The organism is Syntrophotalea acetylenivorans (genome assembly GCF_001887775.1).
Classification (GTDB): domain Bacteria; phylum Desulfobacterota; class Desulfuromonadia; order Desulfuromonadales; family Syntrophotaleaceae; genus Syntrophotalea_A; species Syntrophotalea_A acetylenivorans.
Map to the genome: position 1 here is coordinate 343632 of NZ_CP015519.1, position 16437 is coordinate 360068.

Annotated in this window: 13 protein-coding genes and 1 pseudogene; 13 read left to right on the top strand and 1 reads right to left on the bottom strand. The window is 44.4% G+C overall.

Annotated features, from left to right (window positions below):
* Window positions 1-6: 6 nt before the first annotated feature.
* The 11 genes from A7E78_RS01540 to A7E78_RS01595 all read left to right on the top strand — a co-directional run bounded on the left by A7E78_RS01540 (window position 7) and on the right by A7E78_RS01595 (window position 11970).
* The gene (locus tag A7E78_RS01540) at window positions 7-1560 is read left to right on the top strand and encodes a B12-binding domain-containing radical SAM protein (protein ID WP_072282616.1); all 1554 of its coding nucleotides are present in this window, start codon (window positions 7-9) and stop codon (window positions 1558-1560) included.
* 9 nt (window positions 1561-1569) lie between these two features.
* Window positions 1570-3069: a glycosyltransferase family 39 protein gene (locus A7E78_RS01545; RefSeq protein ID WP_235606777.1), complete on the top strand. Its 1500-nt coding sequence runs from the start codon at window positions 1570-1572 to the stop codon at window positions 3067-3069.
* Between the two features lie 83 nt (window positions 3070-3152).
* Window positions 3153-4297 (top strand): IS3 family transposase gene (locus tag A7E78_RS01555; protein ID WP_145924820.1). Its coding sequence is split into 2 segments (ribosomal slippage): window positions 3153-3387 and window positions 3387-4297, totalling 1146 coding nucleotides; the frame shifts between segments, so codons are not numbered across the junction.
* 88 nt (window positions 4298-4385) lie between these two features.
* Window positions 4386-4724 carry a hypothetical protein gene (locus A7E78_RS01560; protein ID WP_072282620.1) on the top strand — a complete coding sequence of 113 codons (339 nt, stop codon included), beginning with the start codon at window positions 4386-4388 and terminating at the stop codon, window positions 4722-4724.
* 89 nt (window positions 4725-4813) lie between these two features.
* Window positions 4814-5764 (top strand): glycosyltransferase, encoded by a 951-nt coding sequence (locus A7E78_RS01565; protein ID WP_256359869.1) that lies wholly within the window; start codon window positions 4814-4816, stop codon window positions 5762-5764.
* Complete coding sequence (locus tag A7E78_RS01570) at window positions 5739-6200, top strand: hypothetical protein (RefSeq protein ID WP_145924822.1); 462 nt, start codon at window positions 5739-5741, stop codon at window positions 6198-6200. The genes A7E78_RS01565 and A7E78_RS01570 overlap by 26 nt, the downstream gene beginning before the upstream one ends.
* A gap of 4 nt (window positions 6201-6204) precedes the next feature.
* Entirely contained in the window at window positions 6205-7497 is a 1293-nt protein-coding gene (locus A7E78_RS01575; RefSeq protein WP_072282623.1) for a lipopolysaccharide biosynthesis protein, read from the top strand.
* Window positions 7463-8044, top strand: a complete 582-nt coding sequence (locus tag A7E78_RS01580; protein WP_072282624.1) for an acyltransferase — start codon at window positions 7463-7465, stop codon at window positions 8042-8044. Before A7E78_RS01575 ends, A7E78_RS01580 begins: the two co-directional genes overlap by 35 nt.
* Complete coding sequence (gene wecB / locus A7E78_RS01585; RefSeq protein WP_072282625.1) at window positions 8041-9120, top strand: non-hydrolyzing UDP-N-acetylglucosamine 2-epimerase; 1080 nt, start codon at window positions 8041-8043, stop codon at window positions 9118-9120. The genes A7E78_RS01580 and wecB overlap by 4 nt, the downstream gene beginning before the upstream one ends.
* 69 nt (window positions 9121-9189) lie before the next feature.
* Window positions 9190-10467, top strand: a complete 1278-nt coding sequence (locus A7E78_RS01590; RefSeq protein ID WP_072282626.1) for a glycosyltransferase family protein — start codon at window positions 9190-9192, stop codon at window positions 10465-10467.
* 375 nt (window positions 10468-10842) lie between these two features.
* Complete coding sequence (locus tag A7E78_RS01595) at window positions 10843-11970, top strand: DUF1972 domain-containing protein (RefSeq protein ID WP_072282627.1); 1128 nt, start codon at window positions 10843-10845, stop codon at window positions 11968-11970.
* A 57-nt stretch (window positions 11971-12027) separates the two neighbouring features.
* Here A7E78_RS01595 and A7E78_RS01600 read toward each other — a convergent pair.
* A pseudogene (locus A7E78_RS01600) lies at window positions 12028-13134 on the bottom strand (IS3 family transposase).
* A 214-nt stretch (window positions 13135-13348) separates the two neighbouring features.
* Between A7E78_RS01600 and A7E78_RS01610 the strand changes: the two are divergent.
* Both A7E78_RS01610 and A7E78_RS01615 read left to right on the top strand, forming a co-directional pair.
* Window positions 13349-14761: a sugar transferase gene (locus tag A7E78_RS01610; RefSeq protein ID WP_072282628.1), complete on the top strand. Its 1413-nt coding sequence runs from the start codon at window positions 13349-13351 to the stop codon at window positions 14759-14761.
* Between the two features lie 682 nt (window positions 14762-15443).
* On the top strand, window positions 15444-16400 hold the full coding sequence (locus tag A7E78_RS01615; RefSeq protein ID WP_072282629.1) for a GSU2086 family protein: 957 nt from the start codon (window positions 15444-15446) through the stop codon (window positions 16398-16400).
* Window positions 16401-16437 lie beyond the last annotated feature (37 nt).

Here is a 16437-nt window from a genome sequence, read left to right on the forward strand (position 1 = left end):
AAAGGTATGAAAAAACTGGATCTTCTTCTTATTTTCCCGCAGCTTGGGGCTTTTGACGAGTTGGTGAAAGATATCCCACTGAGTTTGATATATGCTGCTGCTGATGCCGTAAAGGATGGATTTTCTGTCGAAATACTCGATTTGCGGCTCTATGGCGACGGATGGCAAGAACAGATCGATCAACGAATGAAGGATGGTTGTTTTCTCGTTGGCTTATCCGTGATGACCGGCAATCCCATCAGGACAAGCTTGGAGGTGTCCAAATACATCAAAAGCAAGTACTCCTCGGAGATCGTTTGGGGCGGCGCTCATCCCACCATTCTGCCGGAACAAACCCTGGAAAATGAGTACATTGACTATGTAATTCGGGACTGGGGTTCTAAAGCACTATGTCAATTGGTGGGGTATGTAAAGCAAAGGGACCTTCCCCTCGATTCCATTGTCGGGCTTGGGTATAAAACCGGGGGCCAAGTACATCTGAATGAAACGTGCTCCGAGTTCGAAATCCTTGATTTCCGCGATATCCCATATCACCTGGTCGATGTCGCCTCCCCAGCCTACAACAGGCTAAGCAACGGTGAAATGATCTTTCCTGTTTTTACGGCTGTTGGATGCCCTTATAAGTGCACGTTTTGTATGTCGCCCGCCGTCTATAAAAAGATAAAGGGTGGCAAATGGATACCTTTTGAAATGGAAGAGGTGTTCCAGCATATGGATTACCTGCTGGATAGCTACCCAATTTCACGGTTCCAGATTTATGACGATGATAGTTTTGTTGATATTGAGCGGATGCGCTCTTTCTTTCGAGAGTATATTTCTCGTGGATACCCAGACCGTGTAAAACTCGATTTTCGGGGAGTTCGGATTGACGAATTAGACAGGACGGACGACGAGTTTCTGTCGCTGATGGTGGAAAGCCGCGTCGAAATTATGGCCATTGGTGTTGAGTCGGGATCAGATCGCATGCTGGAAAGCATGAAAAAGGGGATTACTGCTGAGCAAATTCGGCGGGTCAATCGAAAATTGGCGCGTTTCCCGTCGCTGAAGCCCCATTACAACTTTTTTTGCGGTATCCCCGGTGAAACTATGGCAACGCTAATCGAAACCAAGAATCTTTTATTGCAACTGGTCCAGGATCATCCAGGCTGTTATTTGGGGGTCGGGGCGGACTGGAAACCGTTGCCCGGCTCTGTTATGACCGATCAGGCAGTAGCTGATTACGGTTTGAAATTGCCCGAAAAGTTGGAAGAATGGGCTGATATCGACTCTTTTGATGCCGAGAAAATCGTCCATCCTTGGTACTCCCGTGAAATGGACAATATGATTCGATTGCTGCAAATTGCTGGACAAGCTCTGGATTGCAAACTTTACGATTTTAAGAAAGAACTCGGCATTTTTTGGGGAAACTTATTGATCAGCTTGGCGTCTTTGTACAGGCCGATCTTGATGTTCCGCCTCACTAGAAATTTTGTCAGTTTTCCTGTTGAGTACACCCTAAAGAATTGGATGTTTACCCTCCTGGTTAAAACCAAGTCCCTTTTTGGGGGAAAGAGCTGTTGAGTGCTTTTTATGAAATTTTTATCTCACCTGAACGTTAAGGGCATCCTTTTTACCGTCATTCTTGTAGCGGTTGCATTGCGATGCTTGATGCCGGCTTATTTGGTGATACACCAAAAACCGTATCGTAAATATATGATAAGTTCCAGTGCGACCTGGGATATGTTGGCGATGTCTGTTGCGGTCGCAAAAGGGGAAGGGTTTCATTTGGAATACCTACCGTATGTGCAGAAGGAACTAAAGCTTTATAGCCCCCCATTAAATAAACTGCAGCGGCAGCCGAATGACAGGCCTTTCTATTTTGATAAAGGGGGGGTGGGCCAGGTTATTGTCAGTAGTGCAGTTTTTTTTGCTCTTAATCAGGTCAATGTGCCCGCCGTTCAATTCGTCCAGGGCGTCATTGATTCCCTAGGGTGCTTGCTGATCTTTTTAATACTAAGGATATTTTCCAGTCGAGTTGTTTCTCTGTTAGGTGCTGCTCTGTACGCGGTATGGCCGGCTTCTATTTTTTATAGTTATCACTTGATGTCTGAAGCCTATGTTCCCGTTACCCTTCTTGCTGCTGGGTTGTTTTTTATCAAGGCTGTCCAGAACTGGCGCTGGCAGGATATCCTGTTTGGTGGTGTTTTTGTTGGGTTGTCTTTTTCGTTTCGGTTGGACAATATTCTGGTTCTTCCCTTTTATATGGCTTTTATGCTTCTGGTCGGTCCTGAAAGATGGAAAGTGCGAATTTGTAATGCGGGATTGGTTTTTCTGGGTTGTGTTCTCGGTTTATTACCTTTTAGCCAAATGATTCCACAGGATGCGAACAAACCTTCAAATGTTGGAGTGGCATTATACAATTCCCTGGCCGAATATCCTGCAAACTACAAAGGGCTTCGTTTTTTTCATGACAAAAGCGCTACTGAACATGGGATCCAAAAAGCTCAGGAGTATATGGGAAATGATGCCGTCTTCGATTCATTGTATGCATTGAGCCAAAATCCGATGGTTCCAGGGTTCTTCCGGCCGATGAAAGATAGCCATTTGGTAACCCTGGCTTATATTCGTGAAGTGATTTGGGGGAAGCCGGTACTTTTTATCAGTCGGGTAATCAGTCGTACTATAGCGTATTTTCCGGCCAATCCATTTGTTGGATGTATTGCTTATTTCTGGGAGAGCCCCCGCGGGACATCCACCATGCGGAATTACCGGTTTAGTGAAACCTTTCAACTGTTTAAATACTTCGATTTCATATTGTTTTTTAGTTTTTGTGGAGGCGTTTGGTGTTCGAGAAAGAAGACGGCTCTGTTAAGTCTTTTCTGTATATATCTGGGGGTATTGTTAAGTCATGTATTGCTAGGGGGAGGAGAGGTCCTTTTTCGTAATGACCAGGAATATATTTATCTTGATCCCCGATATATGCTCGGAATGGTAACGCTTTGGCCTATATTTATTGCAACTTTTTTGGGGAAGATCCTTGAAGTTTTAAGAGTGAATAAACCTGCATTATCAGAGTACGAGGCTCAATGAGCGGGCTTGCGGGAAAGAGGATGTGAATCGCCCCTAGTTTTGTAGACACTCCTGGGTTATAAAAAATGACTCAGGAGGAACCCATGAGCAGCAAGCGTTACACTGAAGAGTTCAAGATCGAAGCCGTCAAGCAAATCACCGAGCGCGGCTACTCCGTTTACGATGTCGCTCAGCGTCTGGGAGTGACCACCCACAGCCTATATGCCTGGCGCAAGAAATACGCTTCAGGTCCCCAGCACGACCCGAGTCTCGACCAGGATGCCGAGATCAAGCGGCTTCGTGCCGAACTGAAACGGGTTACCGAAGAGCGAGATATTTTAAAAAAGGCCACCGCATACTTCGCCAAAGAGTCCCGGTGAGGTATGCCTTTATCCGGGCACACCTAGGGCAGTTCGCTATTCGCAACCTGTGCCGGATGATGCAGGTTCACCGCAGCGGCTACTACGCCTGGATCAAGCAACCCAAGTCGGGCCGGCAGAAGGACGACGAGAGGTTGTCGGGACTCATCAAACAACTCTGGCTGGAGAGTGGCTGTGTCTATGGTTATCGCAAGGCCTATAAAGATCTGCGTGAAATCGGCGAGACCTGTGGTCCGAACCGGGTGGCCCGCCTGATGAAACAGGCCGGGTTGAAAGCCCAGGTAGGCTACAACAAGCCCCGGCATAAAGGCGGTAAGGTTTCTGTCTTGGCCGACAACCATCTCAATCAGGACTTCGATGTCCAACAACCCAATCAGGCCTGGGTCACCGACATCACCTATATTCGCACCTATGAAGGGTGGTTGTTCCTGGCCGTCGTCATAGACCTGTTTTCCCGTCAGGTCGTGGGCTGGTCAATGCAACCCAAGATGCAGGTCGATCTCGTACTCAACGCGTTGCTCATGGCGGTGTGGCGGCGCAAACCAAAGAACCCGGTGTTGGTCCACTCCGACCAAGGAACCCAGTACACGAGTAGCGACTGGCAGAATTTCCTAAAGACGCAAAATCTGCTGTGCAGCATGAGCCGCCGTGGTAATTGCTACGACAACGCTGTCGCAGAGAGCTTCTTCCAACTCTTAAAACGAGAGCGAATCAGACGCAAGACCTACAAGGACCGAGAAGAGGCCCGGCGCGATATCTTCAACTACATCGAAATGTTCTACAACCCGGTTCGCCGTCACGGTTACAATGACAACCTGTCGCCAATGGAGTTCGAAAGGCGCCATTTCAGCAAAACCCAGAGTGTCTAGTATTCTGGTGGCGATTCAAACTTTAGCCTAACGTCGCTTAGCGCGGCAGTGTTTAAAATCTTTAAGGGCGGTTTTTTATGGAGTTTTTATGAGAACAAAAGTTGCAGCTGTTGTGTTCAACTCAGTGTTCAGAGATGCTCGAGTTTTGAAGCAGGCTGAAAGTATGGAAAAAAATAATTATGAAGTTAAAGTTTTTGGCATACAAGATGAAAATAATAAGATTAGGAACCCTAAAACAAATTATCAGTTCGATATAATATTGAGTGAATGCCATTCGTACAGAAAGTTTTTGTTGTGCGGAATTTTAACCTTATTTTTTGTTTTTATTTTTCATAAAATTCCTGACCATGCTGGTTTTTTAAAAGGGATTGTTATTGTCTTTTTTTTGTTTGCATTTTTATTTCTTTTTAAGAAAAAAAACAAATAAAAATTAAAGTAAAAAGTAGTCTTCAAAAATTATTTCAAATTTTGAATGACAGGTCAGTTTTCTTTTCAAAGTTATATGAACTTGTTTTGTTGGTTCGTAGGATTTGGCTTTACCATGTATGGAAAAAATGTTTGATAAGAGAAATTTTAAAATTTAAGCCAGATGTGGTTCATTGTCATGATCTTGTTACGGTTCCAGTTGGGTTAAAAGTTAAAAAAATTATTGGCGCTAAAGTTGTTTATGATAGCCATGAAATTTTTACCAAGCTTTCCCATGCTACACCTATATGGGAATGGTGGTTTCATCGAGTTGAGGAGAAAATTTCACATAAAATCGATGGTTTTGTAACCATTAACAAAAGTATTGCTGATTATTTGAAAAAAGAATACCCGGCTTTGCCTGAACCGGTTTTGGTCAAAAACGCAACAAAGTTTAACGGAGGGAGAGGGGCTTATGATGGGAGGCTGCATAAGGCTACTGGTCTCCCTTTGGACCAAAAAATATTGCTCTATCAGGGGGGATATTCCCCGCATCGTGGATTAATTCAATTGGTAAAAGCTGGTGGACTTTTACCTCAAGGGTGGACACTTGTATTAATGGGGTGGGGAGGGCTTGAAGAGGACTTGCGCCAAATGGCTCACCAAGTTGACCCTGAGGGTGTCCGGATCAAATTTATTCCCCCTGCTCCGCAAACAGAGTTGGTTTGCTGGAGTGCTGGCGCTACCCTGGGCGTCATTCCCTATGAAAATATCAGTTTGAACCACTGGTATTGCACTCCTAACAAGTTATGGGAGTATCCTGCGGCTGGCGTCCCCATCCTGTGTAGTCCTTTCCCGGAGTTGTCTGCCGTAGTTGAAGCTTTTGGGGTTGGGGCCCTGCTGAACGATCCGGTAACCCCTGAGGCAATTGCTGCAGCGGTTGCGAATATGACAGCGGAGGATGTCCAGAAACAGGTTGAATCTTGTTGGGAGTTTATCCGAAAGGATAACTGGGGAGTTTACGAGCGGAATCTTATTGATTTATATAGGTCTGCCCTTTAATTCATCTATTGGTAAGGAAAAGAAGATGGTTGGCAGGATTTTTGATATGCCTTTTCAATCAATTCATAATTATTTGGGGAATTGCCTTTGGCTTTTGTCTGACGGGCTGAAAGGGTGGTGGCAATGCGTCTGGGTTATTTTATCAGGTTTTTTAGGTGCCACGAATTTTTCTGTTACCTTTCTCCTGTTGTTGGGGTATGCCCACTTTCAATTCGGTGGACGCGCGGTTAGTTTTAAAGGGATATCTTTGATTGTCCCTCTGGGACCTGGGGGAATATTTTGTATGCAGGGGGGTGGACTGATCATGGGGTTGCTCAGTGCGTATTGTATATATTGGGGGAAACGAGGTTCTCTCAACGTCGCTGAACAATATCATTTGGAGGCAGTACCAGCGGATTCAAATAGGATGATTGCCGCGATAAAGGACTCGGTTTAATATCGTGTCTGGATATTGGAAATCTGTTGCCACCATTATCTCTGGTGCGGCCGGAGCACAATTCGTTTTCTTCTTATCAATTCCTTTTCTTACGAGGTTGTATTCGCCTGAGATATTTGGGAAATATGCCGAACTATTTTCGCTTGCGTCCATTTTTGGTATGGTTGTTTTTTTGGGCCTAGAGCGTGCTCTTCCTTTGGTTCCCCATACTTTCCTTTCGCAATTTTTCAAATGGTTATCAAATGCCTTTGTGGGCATAAGTTTGATAGTTTTTTTCTTTTACGGGCTATATCTTTTTTTGGATGGAAGCTTTTCACTATTAAAGTGCATATTATTTTATTTGCTCATAGTCGGCGTCGGACTTTTAAATCTCTCCTCATATGTAGTTGTACGAACAGAGGCATTTAAACTAGAGGCTGGAGCTAGAGTTGCCCAGTCTATAATGATGGTACTTTTGCAGTTTGTTGCTGCTTTTATTGCTAAATCTAGCCTAATCCTCATGTCGGTCGATGCCTTTTCACGATTGTCCACCGGTATTTATATTCTTGTTAGGAGAGTAAGCCATCTATTGGCATGTGATAATAGTCGTCTTAAAGAAAAAAATAGTTCCTTAAAAGGAGCGCGCATTACTCCTGAATGTCAAAGATTTTGCCTAAGTGATTATAAGCTATTTTATACCTATGGATTATTTTCTACCTTATTGGTGGTGTCGGCCTCGAACCTTCCAGTTTTTCTTACTTCTTTAGTGTTTAGCCCAAGCATAGCTGCTACTTTCTTTTTGGCGCTGAGGCTTTCTACCGTGCCGATTACCCTTATAGGTACTTCTATTGGCAAGGTGTATTTCTCTGAAGCCTCAAAGAATATTTCGAACCCATGGAGGGTTAGGGAGCTTTTTATACAGAACCTTAGGAACTTGTCGTTGTTGTTTATCTGTGTGGTGACCCCGGGCATTCTTATCGGATGTCATATTCTACCATTTTTGTTCGACAGTGAATGGGCTCCCGCTGTTGATTATCTTCTTGTTTTGCTACCAATGATGTTTTTTCAGTTTGTTGTTTCTCCATTATCTCTAACTGTTACAATATTCAAACGTCAACAGTACGATGCTATTTTCTCTATTGTCAGACTTTTCTTTATTGTTGTTCCTTTTGCGTCGTCTCATTTTTTTGACGCGGATTTTTTAATTTGTTTGCACCTATTAGTGTTCTTGTCTTCTCTTTCCTATGGCTTGTTTGGGTTTTCTTGTTGGAAGGTGATAAATAATGAATGTAAAAAAAGTGTTGAAGCTGTTATTTAGATTATGTGGTGTGCCTGTTCTCAGGGGGATAGCACCCTTGTTTTATAAGAAAGAATTACTTCGGGGTCGTTATTTTGACGACAGTCTAGAAGGGTGGCTTTGGGTATTTAGAGGCTTTTGGTTTCAAAAAATTCTAGGGTTTAATAGACATTTGCCCTTTCCTGCCTCCTCGCACGTTCATGTTTCAGATCCTCAAAACCTTATTTTAGGCAGCAATGTGCTTAATAATTTTCAGTCTTTTGGGATTTATTTTCAGAACTTTTCTGGAAAAATACATTTGGGGAATGATTGTTATATCGGACCTAATGTCGGCCTTATTACAGCGAATCATGATCTAAGCGATCCTTCAAAGCACCTACCTGGGAAGGATATCATTATAGGGGCACGTTGTTGGGTTGGAATGAATAGTGTGATTATGCCTGGTGTTGTCCTTGGTGAAGGGACTGTGGTTGCTGCCGGTTCTGTCGTTACAAAATCATTTCCCGAGGGAAATGTTCTTTTGGCAGGTAGTCCTGTAAAAGTTATGAAGGAGATAATAAATTCATGAAAGTCGTAACAATAATTGGAGCTCGCCCACAATTTGTAAAGGCCGCAGTGGTTTCTCGTGTCTTTAAAAATAATCAACCAAGGGTGTCTGAAATAATTATTCATACCGGGCAACATTATGATAGCAATATGTCCGATATTTTCTTTGAAGAGATGGAAATACCTAAGCCTAACTTTAATCTCGGGGTTGGAGGTGGGCGTCATGGATCAATGACTGGACAGATGCTTGAAAAAATTGAAGATGTGTTGCTAGAGGTGCAACCTGATTGGACTCTCGTTTATGGCGATACTAACTCGACCATCGCCGGAGCATTAGCGTCTGCTAAATTAAATATTCCAGTAGCTCATGTCGAAGCAGGATTGCGATCCTTCAATCGGCGGATGCCTGAAGAAATCAATAGGGTGGCCACCGATCACATTTCAGACTTGCTTTTCGCTCCAACTCAGATCGCGGTCCAAAATTTAAAACGGGAAGGGGTTGCTGAGGAACGTATTATTTTGGCTGGAGATGTGATGCTTGACGCGGCCCTATTTTATCGGGATAGAGCGTCTGGACTGTCTTGTAATGCGAGCCGTTTGCCGGGGGGGGACTTTGCTCTTTGCACAATTCATCGTGCTGAAAATACAGATGATCCGCAACGTCTTGCGAATATTGTAGATGCCCTTGAAGAAATCGCTTTTTCTGATATCCCAATTTATTTGCCATTGCATCCTCGAACGCAAAGATGCCTAGCTGCGAATGGGTTTTCGTTTAAACATGTGACGGTTATCGATCCGGTTGGATATTACGATATGTTAGTTTTGCTTGATCGCTGTCGATTTGTTTTAACCGACAGTGGTGGCTTGCAAAAGGAGGCTTATTTTTTTGAAAAACCCTGCATTACTTTAAGGGACGAAACTGAATGGGTGGAATTAGTAGAGTCAGGGGCTAATCAACTTGTGGGGGCTCAGGGTGATAAAATACTATCCGCAGTTCGGGACGGATGGAAAGATGATTTCGAATCGTGCGTGTGGCCTGCATTCTATGGTGATGGGCAAGCCGGAGATGTAATATTTAAGACTCTTTATTCGCGTTGAATATGAGGAATCTAAGCTTTCCTTGCTGTAACTAGTATTTGTGAGGGTTAGTTTGATTGGACACGGTCTATGAAGACAGTTTTGATAATTTGTTATGATTATGTGCCTTATTTTCCTTCTTTAGGCGGTGTATTGCGTGTTCTCACTCTTTCTAGGTATCTCTCTAAGAATGGTTGGAAAGTATTTGTCTTGACTTCAAGAGGGCAAGATTTTGGTTTTCATGGTTATGAGGACATACTTAAGGATGTTGAGATTGTTTATATAGATGATCCTATTAAAGTTAATATTCAAAAAGTTTTGAATAAGCAACTTGAAAATACTGCCAATAAAAAGGGAAATCTGCCCCTTTCTTCCCTTAAAGGATTTATAAAGTCCTTTGTATCCTATGTCGTTGTTCCAGACTTGGGCGTTTTTATGGTACGGAAATACTTGAAGTCTGCGGAAAGAATTATAATTAAAAACAGTGTTAAAAACGTAATTGTTTCATCACCTCCCCACAGTATGCAAATTGTTGGAGCCTTGTTAAAAAATAAATTTAAGTCTAATGTTAATCTAATTGTTGATTATAGGGATAGCTGGAATATGACTGCCATATTTAGGAAGAAAAATGTTATTGCTAACTATTTCTCCTGTCTTTTGGAAAAATATACTTTGAATAAATGTGATCATTTTTCATATGTTTCTAAACCTATTCTTGATAAACTTATCAATTTCTATGGCATTGATTTGGAATGTAAATCTACAATTGTGATGAATGGATTTGATGAAAAAACGATTTTTCCGTCAGTTGATTCGAATCATGATTCCGGGGTGGTTAAGATAGGTTATTTTGGTGCCATAAGTGACGATAAGACTTCCTTCAGAAGTATATCCAATGTTTTAGATGTATTGATTGATCTCGCAAGTAAAAATTCTTTGCCGAGACTTGAATTTAATTTTTATGGTGCCACAAATTTTGAACGTTATGATTTGCAGAAGCTTCCCATGGTCAAAGTTAGGGGAAATGTGCCACATGATGAAGCTCTCCGTTGTATGGCCGATATGGATTTCTTAATGTTGTTGCATTCTGATCCCTTGAGTGCGGATGAAGTAATTACTGGAAAGTTCTTCGATTATATCTCTATGAAAAAGCCTATTCTGTGCTTTGCGCCACAAAATATGGAGGCAAGGCGTTTGATCGAGAAAAACCGGCTCGGAGTTAATGTTGACATTGAGAGTACGATCGATATTGCAGAAAAACTGATCGCTTTGCCATTGTTTCTGAATAGCCCCTTTTATGAAGGTTTTAATATTGATCAATATCAGCGAGTTAATCAATATAATAAGATGATAGAGTTGTTGCGGTAAGTGACGTTTGAGATACCATGTTTGTGCATAGTTATCGTGGACGCCCTTTTTTCGCTTTGCCACCTTCAGGATAGAGAAATTTTATCCCTGAGAAAAAACCGACCTCGAAGTCTATCTGCCCTTTTCCTGGGGCAAGCCGAATATCAAGAAACTGCCACGGCGACATGAGGCTCAGAGAAGCAGCCGATAGGTATTTGTAATTCAGAGAACGACCTCCATCAAATTTGTTGACACTGAAAGCATTATATTTCGTGGTTGCTCCTAAGCAAATAGTTCTTATGTCGCCACACAAAAAGAAACAGAACCATTGACATAGTTTTGGCAGGTTCTAGACCAAAAACTACCTAATTATATTTTAAAGAAAAGAGAAGGTTAATGAAGGTTGCCTTGATAGGGACGCGTGGAGTACCTGCAAATTATGGAGGGTTCGAAACTTGTGTCGAGGAACTTGGTCGCAGACTTGTGGAGCGTGGACACTCCGTCACTGTTTATTGCCGGAAAAGTTATTATGATGAAAAGGAGAGCCATTACTTAGGGATGAAACTGGTTTATCTCCCGAGTCTCAAGAGAAAGTCCCTAGATACTCTTTCACACACACTTTTGTCCGTGGGCCATGCTCTCTTTAATCCCTATGACGTTTTGATGGTCTTCAATGCTGCTAATAGTCCAACGCTTATTTTACCCAGACTTTTTGGAAAAAAAATCGCCATCAATACTGACGGTCTTGAGTGGAAGAGGGGTAAGTGGGGCTCTATAGCCCGGAAGTATTATAAGTTTTCCGAGTGGTTGTCGACAAAATTGGCCAACCGGATAGTTGCAGATTCTCTTGGGATCCAAGATTATTACCGTAAACATTATGGCGTTGAGAGCTCATATATAGCCTATGGTGCACCTGTTATTTATTCCTCTAAGCCAGCACTATTGGACCGGTTTGGTGTTAGCCCTGGACAGTACTTTTTGCAAATCACCCGTTTTGAACCGGAAAATAACCCCCTGTTGACAATAAAGGCTTTTAAAGCAGCCAATACCGGGAAAAAGCTTGTTCTTGTTGGTGGCGTTCCTTATGAGAGTGAATATTCCAGACAGATTGAAATGGAAGCCGATGAGGACGTTATTTTGCCTGGCTTTCTTTACGATAAAGAGCTGTTGAATGAACTTTGGGCGAACTGCTTTGCCTATATACATGGGAATGAGGTTGGTGGGACCAATCCGGCTCTTCTTCAGACCATGGGTGCTGGTTGTTTTACCATTGCGGTAGATTGCACTTTCAGTCGTGATGTTCTTTCAGATTGTGGGATTTTTTATGAAAAAAACGTAGAGAGTCTTTCCTCCAAGATGATATGGGCGACCCAAAATGAAAAGAAGTTGGACTCATTTAAGGCCAAAGCAGTGGCGCGCATTAAAACTCACTATACCTGGGACAAGGTAACGCATGGATATGAGTCTCTATTCGTCAAACTGGTAAATGGAAAATATCCTTGGAAGCCTTTCAGAAAAGACTAATGGCAGTCTGAGATGGTGTCATCTGCCGATGTGCGAGGTTATTGCGTAAGCTTCCCGTCAAGTAGACAGTTGAAAAATAGAGTTTTCAGCGTTCTGTGACAGATATTCAGCCGGAGTCAGATCCCCTAGGGAATCGTGTGGCCGCTGTTTGTTGTATTCGATCTTCCACCAATAGGTGGTTTCCTGCACTTCATTCAGATTGCGGAACAGGTAATGGTCGAGAACCTCGTTCCGATACGTTTTGTTAAAGAGTTCGATATACGCATTCTGGTTCGGCTTGCCGAGCTCAATGTATTGAATTGTTATCCCGGCCTCCTCGGCCCAAGCGATGAAATCGCCGCTGAGAAACTCAGGTCCGTTGTCGGTCCGAAAAACATCGGGTAGATTTCGCTCCAATCTGAGTCGCTCAAAAACTCGGATCAAACGTTTCCGGGTGATCGAGGTATCGATTTCGACATGCAGCAGCTCGCGGTTAAAATCATCGATCACTTTAAAGGTGCGGAACCGCCGACCGGCATAGAGCGAATCACTCATAAAGTCGGCTGACCAGACCTGGTTCGGTTGTTTTGGTACCAGCAACGGCTGCTGAATACGTTTTGGAAGCTGCTTCTTGGCCGTCGTTTCTGATTCAAGTTCAGTTTGCAGTAAATACGATAAACCCGTTTATGGTTCCAGCGGTGTCGCTTGCGCAGATATTTTCAGCATTTCCAAAAGCCCCACCGGGGATGTTTATCGAGCAATGCATTGATGGCATCGACGACTTCGGCATCACGATCCTGCGCTATAGGATGTCGATAGTAGGCCGCCCGAGACAGACCGACACAGCGGCAACTGCGCTGCACAGATAAGCGATGTTCGGCAATCAGATAGGTGATGGCCTCACGCTTGTCAGGCGGCCTTAAAGCTTTTTTTCGATCAGGTCTTTCAGGGCCCGGTTCTCAAGGGCCATATCAGCGTACATGCGCTTGAGTTGAGAAAGTTCCTGTTCCATCTCTTTCATGCGCTTGAGATCGGAGGCACTCATGCCGCCGTATTTCGATTTCCAATTGTAGTAAGTGCGTCCGAGATGCCATGTTTGCGGCAAATCTCTTTAACTTGAACACCAGCTTCGCCCTCTTTGAGAATGGCGATGATTTGATTTTCGGTAAAACGGGTCTTTTTCATCAGAGCCTCCTGAATGGATTGTGCCAGAAAACTCTACTTTTGGCATGTCAATCATTTGGGGAAGCTTACGAAAGCCGCTGGGTTTGATTAGAACTGCTGTAGATTTTGCGGGTTCCGATAAAATCTTATAGAACAAGCAGGTCACCTTTTTCACCTTAGTAAGCCCATTTTAAGTATTTAGGTTTGGCAAAACCGATTTTTTAGAGAGGTAGTGATGCTCCGGCAACAGGCGAAACTGTTTAACAAACTTTCCATCTGCGTGGACACCTTTATCATATGCACCTCCCTGTTGCTAGCCTACCATGTCAGGATCTTTTTTAACGGCAATCTCCTTCCGTTGGACAACTATCTCTGGGTGCTGGTCATCGTCATACCTATTTGGTTCTACCTTCTCAAACTCAACGGCCTCTACTCCTCGATTCGACGCTGGTCGATTTTTGACATTGTCAGCAAGCTGTTCAATGTTCATCTGCTTGGTGGTTTGCTGACAGCTTCGATAATTTACTTTGTCGACCGCGATCAATACAGTCGGGGGCTATATCTTGCCTTTCTGGGCACATCCTTTCTGCTGCTCTCCTTGGTAAAGGTCATCGTTCGCATGGGGCTAGGGTTTTGCCGACGACGAGGGGTCAATACAAGGCATTTGCTAATCGTAGGCACCAGGGAAAAGGCTCGACGTTTGCATCAACTAGTCGAACAACACGAGGCCTGGGGCCTGGTAGTTGCTGGCTTTGTTCAGGTTGGTGGTGCTCAGGTTCAAGACGAAGTGGAGGGACACAAGGTGCTCGGCCAGGTTGATGAGCTCCTGACCATTTGCAAAACTAAGCGAATCGATGAGGTTATTTTTTGTCTCCCCAAGGATTTCATCGTGGACGCCGAGGCCTATCTTCAGGAACTTGAGGAGTTAGGTGTCACTGTCCGAATGGTTCTTGATTTCTACGATTTTTCTTTCTACCGACGCGAGCTGAGTTTCTTTCATGACGAGTTGCCGATCCTCACCTATCACCCCAAGGCGTTTGAGGGACAGCAACTTTTTGTGAAACGATCTCTCGACATCCTAGGCGCCCTCTGCGGACTTGGGATTACCGCGATTTTATTTCCTTTCATCGTTATGGCCATCAAATCTGATTCTTCTGGACCTATCTTTTTCGGTCAGCAGCGGATTGGTGAGAATGGTCGGACCTTCCGTTGTTGGAAGTTTCGGTCTATGTTTGTTGACGCAGAAGAACGTAAGAAGGAACTACTGGCTCAAAATGAAATGAACGGGGCCATTTTCAAGATCAAAGACGATCCGCGCATTACGAAGGTGGGTTCTTTTTTGCGCAAGACTAGTTTGGACGAACTTCCGCAATTCTGGAATGTTTTAAAGGGAGATATGAGTCTGGTCGGAACCCGGCCGCCGACTCCTGACGAAGTGGCGCAGTACGAAAACTGGCATCGTCGGCGGATCAGCATCAAGCCGGGAATAACCGGTATGTGGCAGACCAGCGGCCGCAATCGGATCGAAGATTTTGATGAAATTGTCCGGCTGGATTTGCATTACATCGACAACTGGTCCATCTGGCTGGATATTTTAATTCTCTTTAAAACGGTAAAGGCGGTCTTGGTTGGTTCTGGTAGTTATTAAGCTGCACGCTTCAAGGACCTCACGCGGAGTCGCGGGGAACGCGGATAGGGCCATAATTCTCGTAATGCGTGACGCGTAATGTGTAATTGGTAAATTCATTTGCTGAAACCGTTAAAAATCTGGTGATGTCAAGTTTTTTACCCCTTACCAATTACGTCTTACGATTTACTAATTTAAAGATTAATCAGCAAATGCGAAACATCAGATTTTGTCTGCGCCTGCCCAGGGTTTAAAGGTCTAGGTTTTTCCTGCATTTTTATCGGAATTCCTCCGTGTCCCCGCGTCTCCGCGTGAACAGAACGGAAGGATAGTTTGCTCTTCTTTACATATTGTCAGAAAAGCAAGGTGCTTTGGACGCAGATGAACGCAGATAGGGCCATAAGGTTCGTAATGCGTGACGCGTAATGTGTGATTGGTATATTCAACTGCTGAAACCATAAACAATTTGGTGATGTCAAGTTTTTCCCCCCCCCACCAATTACGTATTTCGATTTACGGGTTTAAAGATTGATCAGCGAATGCGAAGCATCAGATTTTATCTGCGTCCATTCTAGCGGTTAAAGATCTAGCTCTTCGCCTGCATTTCTATTGGTTTCCTCCGTGTCCCCGCGTCTCCGCGTGAACCGAACGGAAAATGAGATCAAAGACCGAATGCGAGTCGTGAGTTAAGGGAGGTTGAAAAGTGGCAAAAAAAACTTATAAGTCCATCGATTTTTCCGCCGTCAAACGCTACTCCATCAAAACACGCGATAACAAAGTCAACGTGGGTGAGCACTTCGCCCAGCCACCGAAACCAGGGCAGTCGGTGGCCGACTTTCTCGATGGGTTGCCTCATCTCCTTGGTGCCGACAATCTTCGGGGGGTGGTTGATGCTGTTGTGGCTGCACGCCAGAAGGGTAAACCTGTTGTTTTGGCGATGGGTGGTCACGTCATCAAATGTGGCTTGCAGCCGGTGCTGAAGGCACTGATCGAGGCTGATGTCATTACCGCGGTGGCCATGAACGGCTCGGTTACCATTCACGATTTCGAGGTTTCTCTGATCGGTGCCACTTCCGAGGATGTGGCCGCGGTTTTGGCCGCCGGCGATTTCGGATTCTCCGAGGAGACCGGCATCGGCATGAACGAGGCCTTGAAGCAGGGCAGGGAACATGGGGTCGGCTACGGCGAGGCGATCGGTCGTTGTATCGTCGACAACGACCATCCGTATCGTGACTACAGCCTGCTGGCGGCCTGTGTCGAAAAGGAAATTCCGGTGACGGTGCATGTGGCAATCGGTACCGATATAATCCATCAACATCCCGAGGCGGATGGCGCGGTTATCGGTGAGATGAGCTATCGGGATTTCAAGCTGCTTACATCGGTAGTAAGCGAACTCGGCGACGGCGGTGTCTGGCTTAACGTTGGTTCGGCAGTATTGTTGCCGGAGGTTTTTCTCAAGGCTCTGTCCATCGCTCAGAATCTCGGGTACCATGTGGACGGTTTTACCACCGCCAATTTCGATATGATTCAACACTACCGTCCTTTGGCCAATGTGGTTAAGCGACCGACTATGGGAAAGGGACGTGGGTATACTATTACCGGCCACCACGAAATCAATATTCCCCTCTTTGCACAGGCGGTTCTCGACCGGCTTCGCTGAAATCGCAGCGGAAAACCTTGCATAAATTCCTGCTTTA

Coding starts and splice junctions, on each gene's coding strand:
- A7E78_RS01540 (WP_072282616.1), top strand. CDS start 7: ATGAAAAAACTGGATCTTCTTCTTATTTTCCCGCAGCTTGGGGCTTTT.
- A7E78_RS01545 (WP_235606777.1), top strand. CDS start 1,570: ATGAAATTTTTATCTCACCTGAACGTTAAGGGCATCCTTTTTACCGTC.
- A7E78_RS01560 (WP_072282620.1), top strand. CDS start 4,386: ATGAGAACAAAAGTTGCAGCTGTTGTGTTCAACTCAGTGTTCAGAGAT.
- A7E78_RS01580 (WP_072282624.1), top strand. CDS start 7,463: ATGAATGTAAAAAAAGTGTTGAAGCTGTTATTTAGATTATGTGGTGTG.
- wecB (WP_072282625.1), top strand. CDS start 8,041: ATGAAAGTCGTAACAATAATTGGAGCTCGCCCACAATTTGTAAAGGCC.
- A7E78_RS01590 (WP_072282626.1), top strand. CDS start 9,190: ATGAAGACAGTTTTGATAATTTGTTATGATTATGTGCCTTATTTTCCT.
- A7E78_RS01595 (WP_072282627.1), top strand. CDS start 10,843: ATGAAGGTTGCCTTGATAGGGACGCGTGGAGTACCTGCAAATTATGGA.
- A7E78_RS01610 (WP_072282628.1), top strand. CDS start 13,349: ATGCTCCGGCAACAGGCGAAACTGTTTAACAAACTTTCCATCTGCGTG.